20 protein-coding genes and 6 tRNA genes are annotated in these 23,803 nt (G+C 49.1%); 16 read left to right on the top strand and 10 right to left on the bottom strand.

Annotated elements, in window-relative coordinates:
* Positions 1 to 252: 252 nt before the first annotated feature.
* Complete coding sequence (gene grxD, locus ACO6V5_RS00090) at positions 253 to 585, top strand: Grx4 family monothiol glutaredoxin (RefSeq protein WP_422134994.1); 333 nt, start codon at positions 253 to 255, stop codon at positions 583 to 585.
* Between the two features lie 41 nt (positions 586 to 626).
* On the opposite strand, the gene bfr is transcribed toward grxD, so the two are convergent.
* Positions 627 to 1,100: a bacterioferritin gene (gene bfr, locus ACO6V5_RS00095; RefSeq protein ID WP_422134993.1), complete on the bottom strand. Its 474-nt coding sequence runs from the start codon at positions 1,098 to 1,100 to the stop codon at positions 627 to 629.
* Positions 1,101 to 1,570: 470 nt separating this feature from the next.
* On the opposite strand from bfr, the gene ACO6V5_RS00100 reads away from it, so the two are divergent.
* From ACO6V5_RS00100 to ACO6V5_RS00130, 7 genes are all read left to right on the top strand, one after another.
* A complete protein-coding gene (locus ACO6V5_RS00100) occupies positions 1,571 to 2,173 on the top strand; it encodes a peroxiredoxin (protein ID WP_422134992.1) in 603 nt (200 codons plus the stop codon).
* Positions 2,174 to 2,426: 253 nt separating this feature from the next.
* Positions 2,427 to 2,502 (top strand) — tRNA-Asn (locus tag ACO6V5_RS00105).
* A gap of 67 nt (positions 2,503 to 2,569) precedes the next feature.
* Positions 2,570 to 2,645: transfer RNA gene (locus ACO6V5_RS00110), tRNA-Lys, on the top strand.
* A 6-nt stretch (positions 2,646 to 2,651) separates the two neighbouring features.
* Positions 2,652 to 2,727, top strand: a tRNA-Asn gene (locus ACO6V5_RS00115).
* Between the two features lie 56 nt (positions 2,728 to 2,783).
* A tRNA-Lys gene (locus ACO6V5_RS00120) sits at positions 2,784 to 2,859 on the top strand.
* 7 nt (positions 2,860 to 2,866) lie between these two features.
* Positions 2,867 to 2,942, top strand: a tRNA-Asn gene (locus tag ACO6V5_RS00125).
* A 57-nt stretch (positions 2,943 to 2,999) separates the two neighbouring features.
* Positions 3,000 to 3,075, top strand: a tRNA-Lys gene (locus ACO6V5_RS00130).
* A gap of 59 nt (positions 3,076 to 3,134) precedes the next feature.
* On the opposite strand, the gene ACO6V5_RS00135 is transcribed toward ACO6V5_RS00130, so the two are convergent.
* Entirely contained in the window at positions 3,135 to 4,454 is a 1,320-nt protein-coding gene (locus ACO6V5_RS00135) for an NAD(P)/FAD-dependent oxidoreductase (RefSeq protein WP_422134934.1), read from the bottom strand.
* A 128-nt stretch (positions 4,455 to 4,582) separates the two neighbouring features.
* Positions 4,583 to 4,768: a DUF3094 family protein gene (locus ACO6V5_RS00140; RefSeq protein WP_422134933.1), complete on the bottom strand. Its 186-nt coding sequence runs from the start codon at positions 4,766 to 4,768 to the stop codon at positions 4,583 to 4,585.
* 197 nt (positions 4,769 to 4,965) lie between these two features.
* Here ACO6V5_RS00140 and ACO6V5_RS00145 point away from each other — a divergent pair, with 197 nt between their 5' ends.
* Positions 4,966 to 5,658 carry an SAM-dependent methyltransferase gene (locus ACO6V5_RS00145; RefSeq protein WP_422134932.1) on the top strand — a complete coding sequence of 231 codons (693 nt, stop codon included), beginning with the start codon at positions 4,966 to 4,968 and terminating at the stop codon, positions 5,656 to 5,658.
* On the opposite strand, the gene ACO6V5_RS00150 is transcribed toward ACO6V5_RS00145, so the two are convergent.
* Entirely contained in the window at positions 5,624 to 6,415 is a 792-nt protein-coding gene (locus ACO6V5_RS00150) for a hypothetical protein (protein WP_422134931.1), read from the bottom strand. The two genes, ACO6V5_RS00145 and ACO6V5_RS00150, sit on opposite strands and share 35 nt — an antisense overlap.
* Positions 6,416 to 6,586: 171 nt before the next feature.
* On the bottom strand, positions 6,587 to 7,585 hold the full coding sequence (locus tag ACO6V5_RS00155; RefSeq protein ID WP_422134930.1) for a nucleoid-associated protein: 999 nt from the start codon (positions 7,583 to 7,585) through the stop codon (positions 6,587 to 6,589).
* 433 nt (positions 7,586 to 8,018) lie between these two features.
* On the opposite strand from ACO6V5_RS00155, the gene ACO6V5_RS00160 reads away from it, so the two are divergent.
* Positions 8,019 to 11,549, top strand: coding sequence for an AAA family ATPase (locus ACO6V5_RS00160; RefSeq protein WP_422409760.1), 3,531 nt, complete (start codon positions 8,019 to 8,021; stop codon positions 11,547 to 11,549).
* 117 nt (positions 11,550 to 11,666) lie between these two features.
* Here ACO6V5_RS00160 and ACO6V5_RS00165 read toward each other — a convergent pair whose 3' ends face one another.
* Positions 11,667 to 12,269, bottom strand: a complete 603-nt coding sequence (locus ACO6V5_RS00165) for a TetR/AcrR family transcriptional regulator (RefSeq protein WP_422134928.1) — start codon at positions 12,267 to 12,269, stop codon at positions 11,667 to 11,669.
* 102 nt (positions 12,270 to 12,371) lie between these two features.
* On the opposite strand from ACO6V5_RS00165, the gene ACO6V5_RS00170 reads away from it, so the two are divergent.
* Positions 12,372 to 12,914, top strand: coding sequence for a thioredoxin family protein (locus ACO6V5_RS00170; protein WP_422134927.1), 543 nt, complete (start codon positions 12,372 to 12,374; stop codon positions 12,912 to 12,914).
* 75 nt (positions 12,915 to 12,989) lie between these two features.
* On the opposite strand, the gene ACO6V5_RS00175 is transcribed toward ACO6V5_RS00170, so the two are convergent.
* From ACO6V5_RS00175 to ACO6V5_RS00190, 4 genes are all read right to left on the bottom strand, one after another.
* Entirely contained in the window at positions 12,990 to 14,447 is a 1,458-nt protein-coding gene (locus tag ACO6V5_RS00175; protein ID WP_422409762.1) for an ArnT family glycosyltransferase, read from the bottom strand.
* A gap of 224 nt (positions 14,448 to 14,671) precedes the next feature.
* Positions 14,672 to 15,283 carry a tRNA-uridine aminocarboxypropyltransferase gene (locus ACO6V5_RS00180; protein WP_422134925.1) on the bottom strand — a complete coding sequence of 204 codons (612 nt, stop codon included), beginning with the start codon at positions 15,281 to 15,283 and terminating at the stop codon, positions 14,672 to 14,674.
* Complete coding sequence (locus ACO6V5_RS00185) at positions 15,255 to 15,875, bottom strand: alpha-ketoglutarate-dependent dioxygenase AlkB family protein (RefSeq protein WP_422409764.1); 621 nt, start codon at positions 15,873 to 15,875, stop codon at positions 15,255 to 15,257. The genes ACO6V5_RS00180 and ACO6V5_RS00185 overlap by 29 nt, the downstream gene beginning before the upstream one ends.
* A 19-nt stretch (positions 15,876 to 15,894) precedes the next feature.
* Positions 15,895 to 16,179, bottom strand: coding sequence for a DUF406 family protein (locus ACO6V5_RS00190; protein ID WP_422134923.1), 285 nt, complete (start codon positions 16,177 to 16,179; stop codon positions 15,895 to 15,897).
* Between the two features lie 412 nt (positions 16,180 to 16,591).
* Between ACO6V5_RS00190 and ppc the strand changes: the two genes are divergently transcribed.
* From ppc to ubiB, 5 genes are all read left to right on the top strand, one after another.
* A complete protein-coding gene (gene ppc, locus ACO6V5_RS00195) occupies positions 16,592 to 19,225 on the top strand; it encodes a phosphoenolpyruvate carboxylase (RefSeq protein ID WP_422409766.1) in 2,634 nt (877 codons plus the stop codon).
* Positions 19,226 to 19,433: 208 nt separating this feature from the next.
* Positions 19,434 to 20,558 carry a beta-ketoacyl-ACP synthase III gene (locus tag ACO6V5_RS00200; RefSeq protein WP_422409768.1) on the top strand — a complete coding sequence of 375 codons (1,125 nt, stop codon included), beginning with the start codon at positions 19,434 to 19,436 and terminating at the stop codon, positions 20,556 to 20,558.
* A 181-nt stretch (positions 20,559 to 20,739) separates the two neighbouring features.
* On the top strand, positions 20,740 to 21,501 hold the full coding sequence (gene ubiE, locus ACO6V5_RS00205) for a bifunctional demethylmenaquinone methyltransferase/2-methoxy-6-polyprenyl-1,4-benzoquinol methylase UbiE (protein WP_422409770.1): 762 nt from the start codon (positions 20,740 to 20,742) through the stop codon (positions 21,499 to 21,501).
* A 5-nt stretch (positions 21,502 to 21,506) separates the two neighbouring features.
* On the top strand, positions 21,507 to 22,094 hold the full coding sequence (locus ACO6V5_RS00210) for a ubiquinone biosynthesis accessory factor UbiJ (protein ID WP_422409772.1): 588 nt from the start codon (positions 21,507 to 21,509) through the stop codon (positions 22,092 to 22,094).
* Positions 22,095 to 22,188: 94 nt separating this feature from the next.
* Positions 22,189 to 23,790, top strand: coding sequence for a ubiquinone biosynthesis regulatory protein kinase UbiB (ubiB, locus tag ACO6V5_RS00215; protein ID WP_422134918.1), 1,602 nt, complete (start codon positions 22,189 to 22,191; stop codon positions 23,788 to 23,790).
* Positions 23,791 to 23,803: the final 13 nt, after the last annotated feature.

Genomic DNA, 23,803 nt, shown 5'->3' on the forward strand with positions numbered 1-23,803 from the left:
TGGAAAGAGGTTGCCAGCACTTTCGACACAGAAATGCGCCACAGATTTTGCTGACGAGGCTGAAATTGAGGAGCTCAGGCGAATACTGAAAGGTTGAATCCGTAGGTCATGCAGTGGTTGGGCAGTCATTATCTGACCGGATTTCGGTATAACCAATGGTGTAAGTCAGGTATTTTCTTTAGAATGCAGAGCCCCAGTTCCAACAGCTTATTTGAAAAGCCGTTGATTCCATTTCGGTGATGAGGTGATTTCATGGATATCATGGATCAAATTAAAGAGCAGATTGAAACACATGACATTCTGCTCTATATGAAAGGTTCTCCCAAGCTGCCTCAGTGCGGATTTTCCTCCAAAGCTGTGCAGGTTCTGATGGCTTGTGGCGAGCAGTTCGCATTCGTAGACATTCTGGCTAACCCGGAAATTCGTGCCAACCTGCCAAAATACGCCAACTGGCCAACCTTCCCGCAGCTCTGGATTAAGGGGGAGCTGGTGGGTGGCAGCGACATTTTGATCGAGATGTACAACAGCGGCGACCTTCAGAAGATGATCAAGGCTGCTGTCGGCAAAGAGGAAGGTGCTGAATAATTTCAGCCTTCTTCAAGGTGGGGAGGACAGAATCCTCCCGCCTAGTCTTCCTCACTCTGAGAGAGCAGATAATTTTCCATTCCCATGGTTTTGATACGGTACAGATGGACTTCCAGACTATCCATATGCTCTTCTTCCGCAGCCAGAATTTTTTCCAGTAACTGGCGTGAGCCGTAATCACCCACCTTTTCACAGACATCGATGGCATCCTTCAGAGGTGGAATCGCTTTCAACTCCTGTTGCAGGTCAGCTTCCAGAATGCCTTTAACGTCTGCGGCAATGATCGGCTTTTGCATGTATTTGAAGTCAGGCATGCCTTCCAGAAAAAGAATTCGCTCAATCAACCAGTCGGCATGCCACATCTCGTCAATGGATTCCTTATATATATACTGGCCGAGTTTGTTGACTCCCCAGTTCTTTAGCATTCGTGCGTGTAGAAAGTACTGATTAATGGCAGTCAGTTCATTCATAAGTACTTGATTCAGATGATCCAGAACACCTTTTTCGCCTTGCATAACAGGGGCTCCATACAGTCATGAATTAAAGGGGGCTTTCATTCCATTAACTATTTCCAGGGACTTTTTCCAGGAACTATTTCCAGGAACTATTTCCAGGAGCTGTAGAATACTTCTCTCCAAAAAACTACAGGCACAGGAAGTATGGAGCCTCATCGGCTTCTGTCAAAGATAACTGTCTGAAAAACAATGAGAATATTTCTTATTAGCGTTATCGTTTGTGGTCGCTATCAAGTCTCAGAGGGGTATATTTTCCATCGCATGGGATGAGCGGATCACCGAAATAAATGGATTAGTCGACTTTGATAGATTTTATCTATCATTTGAAAGAGAAAATTTATAGATAATTGTGCAGGGGTTTATAGGCTAAGGCCGTTATCAGGTGTATCATGATGTCGCTTCAATGATTGCGATGACTGCAACGATTGCATGATCGCAGTGATACATACTTAACCTTGGAGATTAAATTCATGGGCGTACTGGTTGGCAAGAAAGCTCCTGACTTTACTGTTCCTGCCGTCCTGGGCAATGGCGAGATTGTTGAAGAGTTTACCCTGTCCGAGGCGATTCGTGGCAAGTTCGGTATTCTGTTCTTCTACCCACTGGACTTCACTTTCGTTTGTCCATCCGAGCTGATCGCTCTGGATCACCGCATCGATGCGTTCAAAGAGCGCAACGTTGAAGTTATCGGTGTTTCCATTGACTCTCACTTCACTCACAACGCGTGGCGTAATACGCCTGTCAGTGAAGGTGGCATCGGTCCTGTTAAGTACACTCTGGCCGCTGACATGGCTCACGACATTTGTAAAGCCTACGACGTTGAGTCTGAGGGCGGTGTCGCTTTCCGTGGTGCTTTCCTCATTGATAAGGACGGTGTTGTGCGCTCACAGATCGTTAACGATCTGCCTCTGGGTCGTAACATGGATGAGCTGGTCCGTCTGGTTGACGCTCTGCAATTCCACGAAGAGCACGGTGAAGTTTGCCCGGCTGGCTGGAGCAAAGGTGATAAGGGTATGGACGCGTCCCCTGCGGGTGTTGCCAAGTACCTGTCTGAGAGTGCTGAAGGCCTGTAATTACAGACTTCGTCATTTGATGATTGAAAAGAAAGTCGCCTGCGGGCGGCTTTTTTTTCTGTTGGTGCGTATTAGAGAACAGGCCCAGAACTTACGGGCGTTCGGCTCCTGTTTTATAGATCAGTAAGTTATTTCCAGTGCTTTTTTTCAGAAACTTTTTGAACAAAGCTGAGGAGAAGGACTTGACTCAGCCGGAAATCTCATTAATATTCGCTGCCGTTAGGTGATGACGCAAAGCATCGTCGACAACGATTCCCCGATAGCTCAGTTGGTAGAGCAAATGACTGTTAATCATTGGGTCGCTGGTTCGAGTCCAGCTCGGGGAGCCAGCTCTTTCTAATCACTTTTGATTGAAGAGTTGAATGTTTATTGAACTGCGTGTTTAATAGACGGCTTGGGTCGTTAGCTCAGTTGGTAGAGCAGTTGGCTTTTAACCAATTGGTCGTAGGTTCGAATCCTACACGACCCACCAATTTCTTCCCCGATAGCTCAGCTGGTAGAGCAAATGACTGTTAATCATTGGGTCGCTGGTTCGAGTCCAGCTCGGGGAGCCATTTTAAACTCCTTAGCAAGGGTTAGCTTTCTGGATTGCGTATTCAGAAAGTTCAGTGGGTCGTTAGCTCAGTTGGTAGAGCAGTTGGCTTTTAACCAATTGGTCGTAGGTTCGAATCCTACACGACCCACCACTTTTATTCCCCGATAGCTCAGTTGGTAGAGCAAATGACTGTTAATCATTGGGTCGCTGGTTCGAGTCCAGCTCGGGGAGCCATATTCTCACTCTCAAGCAAGAGTTTGTTTCCTGAACTGCGTGTTCATTAAGCATCAAGGGTCGTTAGCTCAGTTGGTAGAGCAGTTGGCTTTTAACCAATTGGTCGTAGGTTCGAATCCTACACGACCCACCAAATCAACAAAAAGCCGGTTCAAAGAACCGGCTTTTTGTTTTTTGCATGCTAAAAATAAATCAATGCAGCTTTAGATGGGGGCGTGTCGTTTTCCCGATAAAGTCTTTGATAATCAGGGCTCCAGTCCTCAATCGTCCAAACAGCGCTACCTGATGCATTCGGTAGAGGCTGATATAAAACATCTTGGCCATCCTGCCTTCCACCATCATATCGCCGCCTGTGATGGTTCCCATCAAATTACCTACGGCACTGAAACGACTCAGAGAGATCAGAGAACCGTAGTCTTTGTAGGTAAAGGTTAAAGGTGCCTCACCCTCCAGAACTTTTCCTGTCAGGCTCTTGGTCAGCAACTCAGCCTGCTGGTGAGCAGCCTGGGCTCTTGGAGGTATAGTGAACGGTTCGCCGTTACTGTTTGTCAGTGTGCAGCTGGCGCAGTCACCCAGTGCGTAAATGTGATCATCCAATGTAGATTGCAGGGTGGGTCTGACCACTAGCTGGTTAATTCGATTGGTTTCAAGGCCGGCGATGTCTTTCAGGAATGCTGGCGCTTTGATGCCTGCGGCCCAGATACTGAGATCGGAGTTGATAAAGTCACCGCTTTTTGTATTCAGGCCTTTGTCAGTAATTTCACTGACCAGCTGATGGGTTTGTATAACAATCCCCATTTTCTGCAGCTGTTTGTGAACACTGCTGCTGATACGAACGGGCAGGGCAGGCAGTATTCGTTCGCTGCCTTCTATGACAGTGATGTTTACTTTGTTTGGCTGAATCGCGTCCAGGCCATATCGGGCCAGTTCTATGGCTGCGTAGTGAAGTTCTGCTGCCAGTTCCACACCTGTCGCTCCGGCACCAATGATGGCGATGTTTAACTCAGGTGATTTCTCATGGGAAGCCTGGGCATGAAGGTAATGATTCAGAAGCGTTGTATGTACTCTTTCTGCTTGTTCCCGGTTGTCCAGAAACAGGCAGTGATCCACTGCACCTGGTGTATTAAAGTCGTTGGCGGTGCTGCCCAAACAGATGACCAGGTCATCGTACTCCAAGCTGCGCTCGGGAACGACCTCTTGTCCGGCTTCGTCGTTAATAGGAGCGAGGGTAATGGTTTTATTATCCCGGTCCAGACCGCACATTCTTCCGGGTAGAAAGTGGAAATGATTCCATTTGGCCTGAGCCAAATAGCTCAGCTCATCTTCAAAAGCATTCAGGGAGCCTGCGGCCACTTCATGCAAAAGGGGTTTCCAGAAATGCGTTTTTCGAACATCCACCAGGGTAATTCGGGCTTTCTTCTTCTTGCCCAGTTTTTTTCCCAGTTTGGTGGCTAATCCGAGCCCTCCGGCACCTCCTCCAACAATTACTATTTTATGCAGCTGGTCAGTCACTTCATTCTCTCTATTTTTATAAAGGAGTGTTTTGAATCAGTCTGAAATCCCCAGCTCTCTTCTTGGCTTTATGGTTAGAAAGAGCGGAAAACTGATTGAGAACACACCCTACAGCTATTCAGGCTGACTCAGCCCAGGATAAAAACGCCTATCAGACGGCTGAGAACACCAAGTATGACAATCAAAAAGCTCAGCCAGAACATCAGCTTTAAGGGTCTGAAGCGGCTGCGCTCTGTCGCATTGGTCCCAGTGCTGATAAAACGGTCAACTTTGGCCTGATCTTCAGGGTATAGACGGGTCTGGATTTTTTCCATTTGCCACTCCGTATCCTCGGTCAGCACATTAGAGTATGCTATTTAAGCAGTCAATCTGCCAATAGATAACCTGAATTTGACTGAGAAAAGCCTAAAATAATTTGAACTTGTGTACTAATTAACCAATCAATCACGGTTGACTGGGCTCAAGCTCTCGATCAATCTAGTTTAAACGGTATGAAAACTGGGCGCAGCGGGTGAAACTGTTTTTATTGGCGTTAAAAGTTCAATATTTCGAGTGGGTCGAACTATACAGGGTATTTCGTCGTTTCTCATCCCATCGCACATTCCTCAAAGCCTATCTTGGGTTGAAGCTTCGATACCTGCTGGACAGCCCTTTTCAGGTCAGTAAGCGTTTCCTGATTAAGAAAAAGTCAGATGATTTATATCTTTACGGTGAAACACCTTTAACAGTGCTTGATGATATCTGTGAAAAGTCTGGATTAACGTCCCGGGACCACGTTTTTGAATTGGGTGCAGGCAGCGGTTTTACCTCTCTCTGGATGGCTGCTTTTGCAGGTGTTCGAGTGACATCGATTGAGCAGATTCCCACGTTTTGTCTGAGACTCCGGCGTCTCAGTGGTAGAATGAAGCTGGATAAACTAACCGTTATTGAGGGGGATTATCTGGAGGCGGATCTTTCGGGGGCGACGGTCGTTTATCTTTATGCATCCAATCTGGATGATCTCACTATTCGATGCCTGACGCTGAGAATGCTGGCCCTTAAACCCGGGAGTAAAGTGATTTCTGTCAGCTATCCGCTCCAGGATTATTGCCCCATACCGGGTATTTTTGAACAGAGTGAACGCTTTTCTGCTCGCTTCCCGTGGGGGGAAGCGGATATATTTTTGCAGGTCAGAACATCTTGTGTGCAGAAGTCATGCGTTTGACGACGCTGCTGCCATAGCGAGCGATCATTTCAGGAATCGGTTTATCCGGAAATTGCTCTAATCCCACCTTGATGAAATTCCATGTCACCTGAGCTTGTTTGATCGGTTTGGCCGCATGGGCGTGGTCGCCGTATTCTTGACCCAGCCTGGACAACTTCTGTTCGAAATGTCGAGCCAGTGTTTGCAGCTGAAGCCGACCGGAAGCGCTCTTGTCTTCATTTAACTCGGAAAGAGTCAGGCTGAGATAGTGACGGGACAGGCGTTGCATGAGTAATGCCTGCTCAAGAAAATCGAGCTTTTCATTTTTGTGTGGTTTGCTGGTCAGGATTTCTTGTCTGAGAAGCAATAACTTTCTATCCAGTCTGGCCAAGGCCAGAAGCAGTGTAGTGGCCTCAGGGGGACGGGAGTGAGCGGGCAAATCAGCCATCCAGGCGGCGTGTCGGCTAATGATAGGCCATAGACTCAGGGTCGATGATAGCAACTTCGAAGTTTCCTGATCGTTGGACTTTTCCGGCAAGGCCGGGATGCTCTGGTTCAGCAGAGCCAGATTGTCCTGCATTTTCATTCTGGCGTCCTTGTTGAGAAAATCGATCTGGAGCAAGTGAATATTTTCGATCAGCTGATTCAGCAATAACTCCTGCTTCAAAAGGTGCTCTGGGGTCAGGTTGTTGTTTTTGGCAGCCGACTCTGAGGACATAGCCTGGTTCATAAAAGTCAGAAGGAAAAGCAGTGTGGTCAGTAATTGAGCTTTAGACATTGCGGGGTCCGGAAACAGTTAAATCATCCCTTATGTATCGGATATCCCGGCTGTCACTTAACCTGACAATCCAGAAGCAGCTTATCGACATTTGTAGCCCTCAAAGACAGTGAACAGCCATACTGGAAGACCTGTCAATGCTTATGAGAGCATGCAAATACGACTGTGATGTCAGTTATTGCCTTCCAGCTGTTCCTTGAGCTTGGCAGGAACTTCCTTGATCACGAGCTGATTCAGATCTTTGTTGTACACCACCTGGGTACCGAGCAGCTCGGCATCAAAGGCAATGTTAAGACCTTTGCTGCGACCGGTATACTTAACCAGTTTGGTTAGAGTGCGTTTTTCCGGAGCCATAGGTTGACTCATGTCGTAGTCGCGGGTGTTGACGAAGCGGGCAAAATCATCGGAGCCCGCTTCACTCAGATAGCCGGTAAGTTCATCCAGGGTCAGGGCATCGCCATCATCCATTTTGGTTTGGCAGAAGTCGTAGACCTGTCGGCTGACTTCCTTGTGATTTTCCAGAGAAGGCGCTTCCCTGGCGTACTCCTTTACAGCACTGACCAGTGTGTCAGCTTCTTCCTTGCTGTTACTGGTTTCATTGCAGCCCAGAGCTTCCTGAAATACATCGCTCAGACGGCGGCCACCGCGGGGACGCAGGAATGAGAGATAACGACCACTGTTCTCGTTACCCTGCCATTCGGTGATATTAATGCGGCAGGCCAGTGGCATTCTGGCTGTATCCAGATAGGCTACATCCTGAATAGCAAGATCATCTGTCACGGTTATGCTGACATTACTGGTTAGCATGCAGAGCATGAAGTATCGGGTCAGGCCCTGCTGATAATCAGCAAACAGCAGGTAGCCCCCACCCAGTGCTCCGGCCTGATCGAGCTTTTCCAGAAGCTGGTTCAGGGTATTGCGGGTCAGGGCTGTAAAGTCCATCTTTTCTGCCAGGTAATCACCCAGTTCAGTTGGGAAAGGGCTTTCGGCATCGGGGTTGAACTGGCCATACTGTTTGTCCTGTTTCTTGTTGTAAGTTTGCATCAGGTCGTCCAGCATGGCTTCCAGGGCCGGAGTGGGGGGCAGGCTGTGATTTGCCGGAACAGCAGTCAGGGAGTCACTGTCGGGGACCTGTTTCAGCTGGTGGACAATGATTTGTTGTATGGCCATAAGTTAATAGTCTTGAACGCAGTGAGGATCGTCTAACCCAAAAATTTCTTAGAGCAGGTTCGAACAAAAGTAAGCTTCGGAAGAAGCAAACCGGAGCCTGCTATGGCAAAACATACACAAGAAACCCTTCGTTTTCACCCTGTTAATGGTAAAACTGTCAGAGCTGATTTTAAGGAGATGAGTTGTCCCTCGATTTTGGCGTGCTGCAGTTTCGTAAAATAGCTATCCGAAGTGAGCTAATTCCTTGGCTCGTCGGGGTAATTCATAGCAAGCGACATCAGTCTTGTATTAACTATTTCAAACAAATATTGATTACCGCCATCTCTGTTCATGGCACGCCAGCCAGTGCGGTGCTATATATAGAGCCTTGTACAAACGGCAAAGGCCAGTCAGTGGGCCTGAGCCCTACACAGGATGATATAAGTAATAGGTTATGTTCTATTTTATTCTGTCCGTGTTCACTATCTCCCGGCGATCAGACAACCTTCATCTGAGCGGCATCGATATCAAATTGCCGCTAATATTTCTTGGCATTTCGTTTCTGGTGACACCTGTCAAAACCTTTTCCGGGCAGAGCGGGACACTCGTGTCGACGGGGTATGCCAGTACCGCTCCGGGCATTTATAATCCATCCGGTATTTCACTGCCTATCCTCTTACTCCCTCTTGCATACCATACCTACTTCAATCGTTTTTCTCATTCTGGCACCCATCAGAAAGCCGGGACTGAACCATCCTTTTGCATCGAGCCTGAAGACCCCCTCCTTGCTTACAAGTCGGGCTGCCTGCCGTTGCCAGGGGAGCTGGATATGACATTGGCCCCCGACCGGAGAGACCCGGATCAATGGACCTGGCTTTTACCCGGCAAAAGCAGGCCAGAACCCTACCCTGAACAGACACAGGTGAAGGTCGGTGATGAAGGTGTGCCAGTCCACATATCAGTCCCTGACACGAGTTTACAATGGAAGCCGGGACAACCTGTTCCCGGTCAAAATGGCGATTTCCTGCCCGGGCCTCCTGGCTCAATAGGTGGCATAACACGGGATACTAAAACGACAATCAATCTTATTCCCGGGAATTGCGATGATGAACCCTGTCTGAGCTGGGGCCTGGATGATGGAAGTGGATGGATTCTGGACCTGTCAGAAACTATTGCCCCATTATTCGAAGATACACCCCCCTGGAGTGACCAGAATCCAGCACTGATTCCGGCCAGTGGACAGGTAGCGGCCACCAGAGCGGTTGATCATAATGGTAACGTCTTTTACAGGCTGGATGAGAACAAACAGGTTCATTACATCAGTAAGGAAGAATACCAGCGGCTACTATCAATGCACTTCCAGAGCTGGCTTGAATACCTTTATCCAGAGTATTTTGGCCCCAGACTGGCTGCCGGAGGTGGCTGGCATCAGTGGCACTGGCGAATTCGTAAAGTGCCACGGGGTCCAGGAGCATCTCCTCCCTGCGAACCTCTCGAAAATTTACCTGAGGAGCCAGCAGAAAGATCTCCGGGGCCCGTCAGCCAGTCCCCTCATGGCGGCGGAGACCCTGGCGAGGGAAGCATGTCGGAACAGCAGTTTCCTGCCCCGCCCGCTCCTGCCTCGGCTCCAGCACGTAAGGCAATTTCCAGACGGCTTTTGGTTGATGAGAGTCCCAGTGATGAGTACTCCGTAGTTACAATGTCAGAAGATGAAATGGCTGGGTTACAAATTTATCGTGGAGACTCTGTCCTGCTAACCGGCAAAGTAAGAAAAACCACTATAGCTGTTGCTATATCGGATGCAAATCAGCCATCTGGCTGTATCAGGATGCACAGGGCAGTCCGTAACAACCTTAAGGTGAGGTTAGGCGATATCGTCAAAGTCTCCCACCTCCCTATGCTGCCCTATGGTAAACGAGTGGGTATATTGCCAATAAAAGATAGCCTTGAAGGTATAACCGGCAACTTGTTTGATGTGTTTTTGAAGCCATTTTTTCTAGAGGCGTACCGACCTGTCAGTAAAAACGACGTTATCCCTATAAGTGCTGGCTTGCGAACCGTTCATTTCCGGGTGATGGAGACAGACCCGGAAGGTGGGTGTATAGTTGCCCAGGACACAACTGTTCACTGTGAAGGCGAACCCGTCGAGCGGCAGGATCCGTCTTCAATTGCGGATGTTGGTTATGATGATATTGGTGGGCTCAGACCACAGATTCAAACGATACGGGAAATTATTGAGCTGCCAATGCGATACCCACAACTTTTCAATACCCTGAATGTCAGTCCTCCAAAAGGAATACTACTAAGTGGACCACCGGGGAATGGAAAAACACTGATTGCCCGGGCTGTTGCCAACGAGAGTGGCGCCTTCCTCTTTCTGATTAACGGCCCGGAGATAATGGGCAAAGTGGCAGGTGAGTCAGAATCCAATCTGAGAAGGGCTTTTGAAGAAGCTGAAAAAAACAGCCCTGCCATTATTTTTATCGATGAAATTGATTCGATAGCCCCAAAGCGTGACAAAACCCCGGGTGAAGTAGAGCGGCGCGTTGTCGGTCAGTTGCTTACCCTTATGGACGGTTTGCAGTCCAGGCGGCAGGTTATGATTCTGGCCGCCACTAACAGAGTCAATTCGATTGATCAGGCACTGCGTCGTTTTGGCCGCTTTGATAAAGAGATTCATATCGGCGTTCCTGACGAAACCGGTCGCCTGGAAATCCTTCAGGTTCATACCAGAGACAAAAAACTGTCCGACGACGTGGATTTGGAAAAGATTGCAAAAGTCTGCCATGGGTTCACCGGCGCTGACATCACGCAGCTTATCACCAATGCCGCAATGCTTTGTATAAGGGAAAAAATAGACATTAGCACCCTCGATGATGAACAGAACGTTGATGCCGAGTTGTTAGATAGTCTGGAAATCACCCAGGCTCATTTTGAAAAGGCTCTCAAATCCTCCAACCCGTCAGCTCTCAGAGAAACCTTTGTCGAGATACCCAATGTGACCTGGGAAGACATAGGCGGCATGAAGGATGTCAAAAATGAATTGCTGGAAATGGTACGCTACCCCCTTCAATGGCCCGAGCTGCTGAAGCATTTTGGTCAGAAACTGGCACGGGGTGTACTTCTCTATGGTCCCCCTGGTTGTGGCAAAACACAGTTAGCCAAAGCCTTGGCTAACGATTGCCAGGCTAACTTCATTGCCATAAGAGGGCCAGAGTTGTTGACTATGTGGTTTGGCGAATCAGAGCATAATGTACGTGACCTTTTTGACAAAGCCAGGCAGGCAGCACCCTGCATCCTGTTTTTTGATGAAATTGATTCTCTGGCGTCCTCCAGGGGATCTTCATTAGGTGACGCCAATGGCGCAAGCGATCGCGTCCTGAACCAACTGTTAATCGAGATTGATGGTATAGCTGAACGGAATAACATTTATATCATCGCCGCCACCAACAGACCCGATATTCTTGACAAAGCTCTTATGCGACCAGGCCGTTTCGACAAGCATATCTACATTCCACTGCCAGATCATGAAAGCCGATTGCATATTTTCGAAGCTGTCCTGCGTAACACCCCGATAGAGGGTGATGTTCAGTTAAAGCAGCTGGCTGACGTAACCAAGGGTTTCTCCGGAGCCGATATTAACGAAATCTGCCAGTCTGCAATACAACATGCTGTCAGGGAATACATTAGCAGTCGTAGCTCGCTGAGAGCTCAAAGTGATGCAATGGACGTTGACGAGTCCCTTGAGAGTTGCATGTTAACGCGCAGTCATTTTGAGAAAGCCATGCGCACAGCGAGGCGCAGTGTCGGGGATGGAGAAATTCGCCGTTATGAAGATTTTCACAAGCGGTCAAGTCAGGCCGGAACTGAATTCCGTTTTCGGGATACACCCCCCTCTGCATCAGTGTCATCTGGAGCAGCAGGAGTGCCACAAGGAGCAGCAAACTTATATGAAGACTATGATGACGATGACTTGTATAAATAAGCGTTCATAGTAAAAAAACCTGAAGCCGGGTGCTTCAGGTTTTTTCTGGTTGAACTTTTTGCTGTTCTCGTTGCGCCACTTTGGTTGTTCATTGCCATAATGGTACCTTCTTCCCAATCATGTTTTGGGATTCAGAATATGCTCAAGACTGTGCTTTACCAGCAAATCTAACTGATGCTGATTGGGGCTGATTCTGGCCATTAACTGAAGGCCCAGAAAGAAGCTGGTGAGCTCTCTGGCTGCTTCCGCGCTGCTCAGGCAGGGGGCAATCAGGTTTTTTTCAGTCCCCCTGAGTATCTGGGCCATTAATGCCTGTTGGATCGTGTTCACAGCCTGTCTGACCAGCTCAGCAGCCTGATCTGGCAATAGGTGCAGCTCTGTACTGGTACAGGCCAGAAAGCAGCAGTTCTGGTATTGCACGTTGCGGGGATGACGATAGCCTGCTGTCAAAAATCGGCGTAAACCTTCAAGGGGAGGCCCTGAACCGAGATACTTTTGGATTCTTAACTGCAGGTAGTGTTCAATGTAGTACTTTAAGACGTGCAGGTATAAGCCTTCTTTGTTTTTAAAATGATGATACAGGCTCCCAGGGTGCAGATCGGTAGCTTCTTCCAGCTGTCTGAGCGAAGAAGCCGAGAATCCCCGAGACCAGAAGAGAGCAAGTGCGTTATCCAGCGCCTTGTCTTTATTAAAAGAGGTATGCCTGCCCATAAGTGACATAATTTGATTTTCGAACTTCCAATGTAGCAGCAGTTTTCTGTTCCCGACAACTCCCACAATGGATTAGCACCTGTAGTGGGATATAAGCTGGAGAATACCGGAATGGCACTGACCCCGTCGAATATGGTTGAACTGGGCTCGTCTGCCCCTGATTTTAAATTGCCTGATCCTTCATCAGGACAGTCCGTCTCCCTGCAGGAAGTAAGAAAGGAGAAGGGCGTTCTGGTGATGTTTATCTGTAATCACTGCCCTTATGTGATTCACATTGAAGATGCGCTGGTAGAGTTGGGTAAGGATTATGCTGATCGAGATCTTGGCATAGTGGCTATCAGTGCTAATGATGCCAGGACCTATCCCGAGGATGCTCCTGACAAGATGGCATTAAAATCTTATCCGTTTCCCTATCTGTATGATGAAAGTCAGTCGGTGGCGAAAGCCTACGATGCGGCCTGTACACCTGATTTTTTTCTCTTTGATGCCGAACTGAGGTGTGTCTATCGTGGTCAGTTTGATCACTCTCGTCCTGGTAATGACAAGCCTGTGACCGGGGCTGATTTAAAGTCTGCCATGGACTCAGTGCTGGCGGGAGAGCGAGTAGCAGAGAATCAGAGTCCCAGTATCGGCTGTAATATTAAATGGAAGTAATACCAATCGTGCTTTCTAACTCCCCATGGGAGTTAGAAAGCACGATTGGTATAATTCAGCACTCTTCACAAGGTATTATTTTTTCTCAACCCAGAGGGTCCAGTTTCTGTATTTGGATACTTTTTCGAAGCGATCTTTCAGCGGGGCAGACAGCTTATTGATGTTGCCGTCGCGAGTGGCCAGAAAGTCCCTGCGATCCCTGTGTAATTGATCGAAGATCTCCTCTTCACTGGAGGCCAGCAGGGCCTGACCCTGGGAATAAAAGCGAGCCGAGAACGGACGCTTCATAAAGTAAATAAGGCGACCAGGCTGTTCATTAGGGTGTGTCATCATGTTGGCGATCAGGTACTTTTGTGATTTTTTACCACCGTCGTTCATCATGACCATGATAGTAGCAATCATCAACAGAGGTGTCAGGGTTGCCAGAGTGATAAGCTTACCAGAGTGGTTGGACCAGCTCTCCCCGAACAGTCGTGCAATAATCATTGCCAGGGCAGGCATCACAGGGAGCGTGTAAGTCCAGATCAGATTGGTAGTGAAAGTGAAAAACAGGGGCAGAAACAACAGCCAGCAGAGCAGGAAATAATCCCATTCAGTTAACTTGAGAGTGGGCTTCTTTTGCCAGAATTTCCAGAGTTGTCTGATGGCAACTCCGAGTAACACGAATGTCCAGGGAAAGCCTCCAGCCAGCAGGTAGCCCCAGATGGCTCCCAGAGCGTGGACATGGGCATTGCCGTATTCATCACCCTGCCAGCCGGAATCCAGATAGCGGGAAAAATGTTCGCCAATAAACATGTATTCCAGAAGACCGGGGTTGCGTATCTCGGCGCTGATATACCAGGGAAGGGCAATGGCCGCTGACAGAATAGTGCCTTTGATCCAGGGAAATTTATGCCACAGCGTTATCAATCTGCCTTTAGGAAGGCACCATAAGAAAATCGGACCACCCGCCAGAACCACTGCAGCGAGCCCTTTTGCCAGCAGTGCCAGGCCGCAACCGGCAAAAAACAAATATTGCCACCGAAGTGCTTCAGATTCGTTGTGACTCTGCCAGCCCATCCAGAAACTGCCGAGTATCAGAGTGGTCGTCAGGGTCATGACCGGGTCGGCCAGCAGGGCACCGGAAAGAACGAGAAACATGGCGGAGGTGACCAGGAACAGTACCGAAATTTTTGCCTTTTGTACCCCCATTTGAAAATGGGCCAGCTTCCAGACCAATGCCAGGGTGCCCAGACTACAAACCAGAGAAGGTAAGCGGGCGGCAAATTCATTGATTCCGAATAACTTGAAGCTTATGGCTGAAAGCCAGATAAACATGGGTGGTTTACCGAGGAACGGGACACCATAATCAAAATATGGAATGATCCAGTCATTGGTCTCGACCATCAGTCTGACGATCTCACCGTATCGGGCTTCTGAAGTATCCATCAGAGGATATAGGCCAAGGGAGAGGAGCCGGATCAGAATGGCGAACAGAATCAGAAGGTACACCCAGAGCCAGCGGGAAGAGGTTTTCAGGGAGGCGTCAGTCATTATTATTTTGCACTCTGTCTCTGGTTGCTGTGGAAATGCACAAGGTTACGAATGTTGCTATTCCATTACTTCGTATTGCTTCGGCCGATTCATTGATAGCAAACATAAAGCAAAAAAGCCTCGGACCCATGTTATTCGCATACTGAAAAAAAGCCCAGTCCCTAATTAATATCACTGGGACGCTAATCGGGACCCAAATCAGCGTAGCGCCTAATCAAAGTAGTTCATTTCGATCGGTTTCTATAATTTTTTTCGTAGACATCTCGCCCCATGGCCAGGATCTGTCGGTCGATCATGGTCTGGAAGCTGTCCAGGCAGTTTTGGTGAACCATTGGGTCTCCTGAAAACTCTCGCATAAGACATACCGTAGCCTCAATAGTAGAAAGGGCTGATTGATGAGGGGATTTGCGAATTCGGTAGCGGGACTCCAGATTTTCTGGCAGGGATATCCGTGGCAGAGACCGAAGTTGAGGGTTGAGATGAAGTATCTTTCTGGCTTTTCTCCAGGTACCGTCCAGCAGAATACAAACATCAGGCAGGCCATGGATTTTCTGATATTCAGAAGGTTGGAAAGCCTCTTCGCCCGGAAAAAGTAAGCAGCTTTTTTTGTTCTCCAGAAGGATCTTGAGGTGTGGGTTTTCGGAGAAGTCCTCTCCTGCGAGAACCTTGCAGTTCTCAATGCCCAGTCTGGCGATCCGGGCGGTATTCAGCGGATGTTTGACCTCATCGGGGTGCTGCAGGATCAGTAGTTCACAGCAGGCCTGCTCGGGTTGTAAATGCTGGCAAATGCAGAATCGAAGAGGACGCTCACAGCGCGGGCATTTGGCTCGGGCCATAAATGACATTCCTGAAAGTGAGATTGATACGGGGTAAAACGGTTCTGGATGTTTTGGGAAGACAATGCTGCCAGCAGCGCTGGGTTGAGCCTGACATCACCAGTAGTGAGCCAGAAGTTAAATCCAGTGACAAGGGTTGGATACCCCTTGAACTGGCCTCTTTGTGTTTCAGTCGAAAACGTCTTTCCTGGCCCAGACTCAGTGAGGCAATAACAGGCTGTTCTCCAAGTTCTGCCTCATCGTCAGAATGCCAGCCGTTACTGTCATTGCCATCACGATACAGGTTGAGCAGAACCGAGTTGAATGAAGAGTGACAGGTGTGTTCGACCACTTTTTTTATCGCCAGCAACACCGGTGTCCATGGCTCTGGAGTGAGTGTCAGGCCAGAGTAGCTGTAAGTCATTCCCTCATCAGCATACCAGGCTTGTAATCGAGGTAAATCCAATGTTTTTCCGAAAATTGTGATTGTATCCTGACGCCACCGGGTGCCAGACAGAAGTTGCTGGTAATAGGATTCACAATCTTGTTGTGTGATCAGATCTGGCCAGAAAGACAGCTCGGCGTCGGGAGCATGAATGTTGATTGAACGCAAATCCGTAAACTGGGAGCTGTTATCGCAGAGACATTTCAAAGATCAGCTTTTCTGCAGTACAGTCAAAGTCGAGCATCGCCTTGATCACCGTGATACCGTTTTCCTGAATGGTTTCTGACTGAATCTTGCAGTTGCCTGATCCGACTGAAAGAGCTCGCTGCTCTATCTTGTTGAACTTTTCCTGGGCAGAAACTGCCTTGTCACCACGAATTTCCACAGTAACCCAGGTATCATCGTCGCGGATCAGGGTACCGACCTCTACCGTATTGCAGGTGTTGCACTCAAAGGGGTCTTTTTCTTTCATGCTGATACCTCTTGAAAGCAAGTAAATCTACCTCATTCATCATGAGATAAACATATTACAAGATCTATGGGGATACGCCAGAAATAATAGCTGTTTCTGCGATAGCTTTTCCGTGGCCGGGCAGTTTTTTTTCTTCGAAATCCTTCTGAAATCGAGCATGTCCATGTTTTGTGTGTCCTGTACTTGTTTGTGCGTCTTGGTGCGTGTTTGTGAAGGCTTTTTTATTCGGATTTTATGGTATAGGCTCAGTAATTCTCGAAGTTGTACGTCATCAAAATGAGGGATGAAAACGGTACTTTGGTTCAAAAGTTTCCGGTATTCCTGCATCAGAACAAGGTGGTCGTGCTTTTAGCCATGAACAAAGTGCCAGAGTGAAAGCAATTTCACGGTAGAAACCCGGGAAGTTAAATCTATGACAGACAGTAAGGCGAATTTGCGTCGCAACGTGAACCTGCTGGGAACACTGTTGGGTCAGACTATAAAGGAACATCATGGCGAGGTTTTTTTCAATCGTATTGAAAGCATTCGTCAGCTTTCCAAGGCTGCAAGAGCAGGCAGTGAGGATGATCGGGAAGTTTTACTGGATCAACTGAAAAACCTTTCTGATGACGACCTGGTGCCCGTTACACGGGCGTTCAGTCATTTTCTTAATCTGGCTAACCTGGCCGAACAATATGACAGTATTGCTGTTAGCCATGGCGAAACGTTCTGTGTTCCGGATCACTTTGATGAGCTGATGGCGAGGCTCAGAAATCAGGGGTTCAGCCAGGAGCAAATCGCAGACAGTGTTGCCAGCCTTGATATGGAGCTGGTACTGACCGCTCACCCCACCGAAGTTTCCCGCAGAACCCTGATCCAGAAACATGAATCGATTTTTGAGTGTCTCAGCAAGCTGGAAAGCAGCCGTCTGAGCTTCAGGGAGCGAGCCCGTCTTGAAGACCGGCTTCGTCAATTGATAGCTCAGGCCTGGCACACTTATGAATTCAGGATGAAGCGACCATCACCTGTTGATGAAGCCAAGGGTGGATTTGCCACCATCGAGCACTCTCTATGGAATGCGGTGCCTGATTTTGTTCGTGCTATAGATGAGCGGCTCAGGGAACATACCGATATTGGTCTGCCACTGGATGCTGTACCGGTGCGCTTTTCTTCCTGGATGGGAGGAGACCGGGATGGAAATCCATTCGTCACCGCTGAGGTGACCCGGGAAGTGCTTTTATTGAGTCGCTGGATGGCTGCGGATTTGTACCTCAGGGATCTGAACCCCCTGATTGGAGAGCTCTCCATGACGGAATGCAGTGAAGAAATGAAGCAGAAACTGGGGGATTGTCGAGAGCCCTATCGGGTCGTTCTCAGACAGCTCAGAGAGCGTCTCAGAGAGGCCCGAACCTGGTGCGAATATGCACTGGTCGACAAATCCCGTTCTTCTGAAGTGCTTCTGGAGCATAAAGATCTTGTTGAGCCTCTGGAGCTTTGCTACCACTCCTTGCATGAAGTGGGTCTGGGCGTCATTGCCGATGGTCCGCTATTGGACATGATCCGTCGTGCTCACAGCTTTGGTCTCACCCTGATACGTTTGGATATTCGTCAGGAAGCGAGCCGACATACTCAGGCGATCAGTGAGTTAACCAGAGCTCTGGGGATTGGTGATTACCAGAGCTGGGATGAACAGGAAAAGCAGACCTTTTTACTGAAAGAGCTGCAGAATCCCAGGCCCATGATTCCGGTAGAATGGCAGCCTTCCGAAGATGTCGCTGAAGTCCTTGCCACCTGTCGTGCTATTGCCAGAGAAGGTCAGCAGGCATTAGGCGCATATGTCATTTCCATGGCCTACAAACCATCCGATGTCTTGTCTGTAGCGCTGTTGCTGAAAGAGTGTGGCGTTGGCTTTGCAATGCCTATTGCTCCTCTGTTTGAAACACTTGACGCGCTGGATGGTGCCAGTGAGTGTATCAGCTCTCTATTGTCATTGCCCTGGTATCGTGGTTATTGCCATGGCGGTCAGATGGTGATGATCGGTTATTCCGACTCTGCCAAGGATGCTGGCTGGATGGCAGCAGCCTGGGCTCAGTATCGGGCCATGGAAGAGGTGACGGAGGTCTGTCGTAAAAATAATGTCGGGCTGACACTGTTCCACGGTCGTGGTGGTACCATCGGTCGTGGTGGTGGCCCTGCCCATGCGGCGATTCTCTCCCAGCCACCGGGCTCGGTGAACAATAATCTGCGAGTCACTGAACAGGGAGAAATGATCCGTTTCAAGTTTGGTTTCCCTGATGTGGCCATTAACAGCCTGATGCTCTACGCAAGCGCCACGCTGGAAGCAACCCTGCTGCCCCCGCCTGTGCCAGAGCAAAGCTGGCGGGATATGATGGATCAGCTGGCCAGAGATTCCCTGCAAATATACCGGGGTATGGTCCGGGATGAGCCTGATTTTGTTCCCTATTTTCGTGCGGTGACGCCAGAACAGGAATTGGCCAAGTTACCCCTGGGTTCAAGACCTGCAAAGCGCAAGCCCAATGGTGGCGTGGAAAGTCTGCGGGCGATTCCATGGATATTCGCCTGGACCCAGATTCGTCTCATGCTGCCCACCTGGCTTGGGTGTGGTGCCGCCTTAAGAAATGCTTTGGAAAACGGCCAGAAAGAAACTCTGGAAGAGATGATCAGTCAATGGCCCTTCTTTAAGGCGCGGCTGGAAATGCTGGAGATGGTCTTTATGAAGACCGATTCGAATCTGGCTAAATACTATGAAGAGCGGTTGGTACCGACCGAGCTACAGCATCTGGGAGAAAGTCTGCGAGAGCAGCTGAAAACTGCAGTTCAGGCACTGCTGGAGCTTAAAAGCGGGGAAGAGTTGATGTCTAACCATCCTCAGAATAAGCAGGCTATCGCTTTGCGTAATCCATATACTGACCCTCTGAATGTGCTTCAGGCAGAGTTACTCTACCGCGTTCGACATTCAGAAGAAGGGAAGGTTTGTGAAAATCTGGAACAGGCCTTGATGATTACTGTTGTTGGTATTGCTGCAGGTATGCGTAATACCGGCTAACTGGCTTATTGTCAGAGTCAATGTGTTTGTCTCCTGTAACTCGTTCCAATGCTCCAGCAAAGGCAGGAGTCGCAGGAGAGTCTCCACCCGTTCAGTCTTCAATGTGGCTGACGTACAATGATATCCGGGGTGAAATTTTAAGGTTTTATTACCATGGTGCATGATATAGGATCACGGAGCACGTCAAGATAAGGTGATCGGAACAAGCATGGCTGTCGCTGCAATTATCACAGGAACGGGGCTATACACCCCGACCAGTTCTATCAGCAATGATGAGCTGGTCACGAGCTACAATACCTGGGCTCAGAAAGAGAATGACAAACACCAGCAGGCAATCGCTGCCGGTGAAAAAGACCCCCTGCCATTGAGTAACAGTGCCTTTATAGAAAAAGCTTCGGGCATTAAAAGTCGTTATGTCATGGATCGTGAAGGTGTTCTTGATCCTGGTCGTATGGTACCCCGACTTCCCGAGCGGGATAACGAAGAAATCTCCGTTCAGTGTGAAATGGCATTACATGCTGCCAGAGATGCGCTTTCCCAGGCACGAGTGAGGCCGGAAGAGGTCGACCTGGTCATTGTGGCTTGCTCCAACCTCCAAAGGGCTTATCCTGCCATTGCCGTTGAGGTGCAGTACTACTTGGGAGCATCTGGCTACGCCTACGATATGAATGTGGCCTGTTCTTCTGCGACTTTTGGTATCAAAGCGGCAACGGATGCCATTCTGTCCGGTAATGCGCAGAGGGTTCTGGTGATCAGTCCCGAGATCACTTCTGCTCATTTGAATTTCCGTGATCGGGACAGCCACTTTATTTTCGGAGATGCTTCGACAGCTGTTGTAGTTGAAGCGGAAAGTGTTGCCAGTAATGAGAAAGGCTTTGAAATTCTGGGTACCAGAGCCTGGACTCAGTTTTCCAATAATATCCGTAATAATTTTGGGTTCCTGAATCGTGCTGATGAGTCCGGTATTGGACAACCCGATAAGCTGTTTGTGCAAAACGGTCGCAAGGTTTTCAAGGAGGTCTGTCCTAAAGTGGCAGAGATCATTTCAAGTCACCTGGATGAGTTGAGACTGACGTCTGAGAAACTCTCTCGTCTTTGGCTACACCAGGCGAACCTGAGCATGAATCAGCTGATTTCACGCAGGGTATTAGGCCGTGAAGCGACTCCGGCAGAAGCGCCGGTTATTTTGGATGAGTACGCTAACACCAGTTCTGCAGGATCAATCATTGCTTTCCATAAGTATTCAGCAGATCTGGAAGCGGGTAGTTGTGGTGTTATCTGTTCTTTCGGAGCGGGTTACTCTATTGGCAGTATTGTCGTCAGAAAACGCTGAGAGCCTTTCGTTGAATAGGCGGCTGGTCGACTCCACTGCGAAATAGTGCGATGAGTGGGCAGATTTACCTATTTGTCATTACCCATTACAATAGCCTGCAATTTTTCCCGAATGCTTGCCAGTAACCGGAAATCGAAAGACGGGGTTCGGATTGTTTTCTGTTGCTGGGGCGGAGATCTGAATGACTGAGAAGGTAAGAGATCAGGACAAGACCCACTTTGGTTACAAAGATGTCAATCCTGATGATAAAGAGAAGCTGGTGGCGGGTGTTTTTCACTCAGTGGCTGATAGCTATGACGTGATGAACGACCTCATGTCGATGGGTGTACACCGGCTCTGGAAGCGTTTTACCGTAGAGCTTTCTGCGGTTCGCAAAGGTCATCAGGTTCTGGATATTGCCGGTGGTACCGGCGACCTCACAAAACAGTTTTCCCGTCTGGTGGGCGATACGGGTCGGGTCGTGCTGGCTGACATCAATGAGTCGATGCTCAGGGTTGGGCGTGATCGTTTGATTGATCAGGGCATTGTCGGGAATGTTGAGTATGTCCAGGCCAACGCCGAGTGCCTGCCATTCCCGGAAAATACGTTCGACTGCATAACTATTGCGTTTGGCCTGAGAAATGTGACCGATAAGGACGAAGCACTGCGCTCTATGTGCCGGGTCCTGAAGCCTGGTGGCCGTCTGCTGGTTCTGGAGTTCTCAAAGACTAACAATCCTTTGTTAACCAAAGTCTATGACGCTTATTCCTTCTCCCTGTTGCCGACGATGGGTAAGCTGGTGGCAGGTGACTCAGAGAGTTATCGCTACCTGGCCGAGAGTATTCGCAAGCACCCGGATCAGGAAACCCTGAAAGCCATGATGAAAGAAGCCGGTTTTGTGAATACCACCTACCACAACATGACCGGCGGCATTGTTGCCCTGCATAAAGGCATCAAACCCTGATTATCATGAAGACGGCATTTCTGGCGTTTGTGGAGAACCGGATCAATCAGCTGTTTAAGCTCGATCCCGTTACAGCCGGGGCTTTAAAGTCTCTGGACGGCAGCGTTGTTCATCTCATTGGTCTTCAGCCTGATTTTAACTGCTATGTTTTTCTGGACGCCTCAGGAGTCCGCTGTGCTGGCTGGCATGAGGGCTCTGTTGATGTCACTCTGCAGGGGCCATTAAGTAGTTTTATAACGCTTGCCGCTGATCGAGACGCTTCCTGGGATGCCATCAGAGGGCTAAATGTCTCGGGTGATCAGAAAGTTCTGGAAGCGCTGCAATCTACCCATCGAGGGATGCAGCTCGACTGGGAAACCCTGATCTGTGAGCAAGTGGGTCCAGTAGCAGGGCATTCACTGGCTGAAGGGCTGCGCTTCATAACCTCAACGCTGACAGGCTATGGAGAAACGCTTCCTGGCCAAGGGGCCGCTTATCTTCAGTACGAATTGGAGCTGGTGCCCTCAGAGTCTGAAATCGGTGCTTTCAGTCGTGAGGTTACCGCTCTGAGTGAAGCTGTGGAAAGCTTGAGCAGACGTTTGAACAAAACTTGATGGGAAAGCTGACAAGGCAGCCTCGAGCGCAGAACAGCCCCTTTGTGAGTTAAGCAAGCGAGTTGAGCAAACAAGAGTATCGCGGGAGAAAAGGGTGCTGCAGTTAACCCGTTTAATAAAAATTGTTGGGGCTATTGCCCGCTACAGGCTGGACGATCTGGTCGAGATCGACTGCCTGCCTTTTCCTGCCAGAGTTCTGATGCGACTCCTTCCCTGGCGATACTTTATCAAGAACAGCGACCCCAGAGCCGTCCGACTCAGAAAAGGGCTGGAATCCCTGGGACCTATCTTTATCAAGTTCGGCCAGATTCTGTCTACCCGTCGCGACCTGTTGCCTGAAGATATCAGTGATGAATTGGCCCGACTGCAAGATCAGGTGGCGCCTTTCCCTGCGACAGAGGCCGTAGCCATCATTGAGCGAAGCCTGCAAGCCCCGGTTTCAGAACGGTTTGACCGCTTTGATCACGAACCTATGGCTTCTGCGTCCATAGCCCAGGTGCACACTGCTCGACTGCATAGTGGAGAAGAAGTGGTGGTTAAGGTGATACGGCCTGGCATAGAGAAGGTGATCCGCAAGGATATTCGGCTGATGTACGGCTTCAGTCGTTTGCTGGTCGCGCTTGTAAGAGAAGCCAGAAGGCTCAGGCCAATAGAAGTGGTCAGGGATTACGAGAAAACGATTCTTGATGAGCTGGATCTGTTGCGGGAAGCTGCCAACGCCTCTATGTTACGCAGGAACTTTATCGACTCACAGTTACTGTTTGTTCCCCGAGTCTATTGGGATTACTGCAAACCTTCAGTGATGGTGATGGAGCGAATTTATGGTGTGCCTGTTGCTGATACAGATACCCTGAAGGCGAAGGGTACCGATATGAAAAAACTAGCGGAAAGAGGTGTTGAGATCTTTTTCACCCAGGTTTTCCGCGACCGGTTTTTCCATGCCGATATGCATCCGGGGAATATTTTTGTCGATATCTCTAACCCTTCTGAGCCAAAATATATAGGTATTGACTGTGGTATCGTCGGTACTCTGGAACCTGAAGATCAGTATTATCTGGCCTGTAATCTGCTGGCCTTTTTCAAACGGGATTATCGCAAGGTCGCCCAACTGCATGTGGATTCAGGCTGGGTTCCTTCCCATACCGTAGTAGGTGAGCTTGAAGCCGCTATTCGGACAGTCTGTGAGCCTATATTTGAACGGCCATTGAAAGATATATCGTTCGGGCATCTGTTGGTCAGATTGTTTCAGGTTGCACGAAGGTTTGAAATGGAAGTTCAGCCCCAGCTGGTTCTTTTGGAGAAAACGTTACTGAATGTCGAAGGTCTGGGCCGACAGCTTTACCCGGAACTGGATTTGTGGAATACAGCACAGCCTTATCTTGAGAAATGGATGAAGGATCAGGTCAGCCCCTGCGGAATCGGCCGCTCAGTACATGATAATATTCCCGACTGGCTGCTGAGTGCGCCTAATATGGCCAGAAATGCTCTGCACAGCGTTAAACAGTTTTCGGAGCATCAGCGAAAGCTGATGGCCATACATAATCGGGCAGACCGGCGAACCGACAAAAGCAAGTGGTTGGGTGGGGTATTGGTTGTACTGGCCGCTACTGTTCTGGTGTTCCCTGAATGGTCTGCACAGCTTCCCTGGCAGGGAGTGTTAACGGGAGGAGCCGGGGTCTGGCTCCTGATTCGATAGGATTGGAGATAAG

The organism is Endozoicomonas sp. ALD068 (assembly GCF_049310145.1).
Classification (GTDB): Bacteria; Pseudomonadota; Gammaproteobacteria; order Pseudomonadales; family Endozoicomonadaceae; genus Endozoicomonas_A.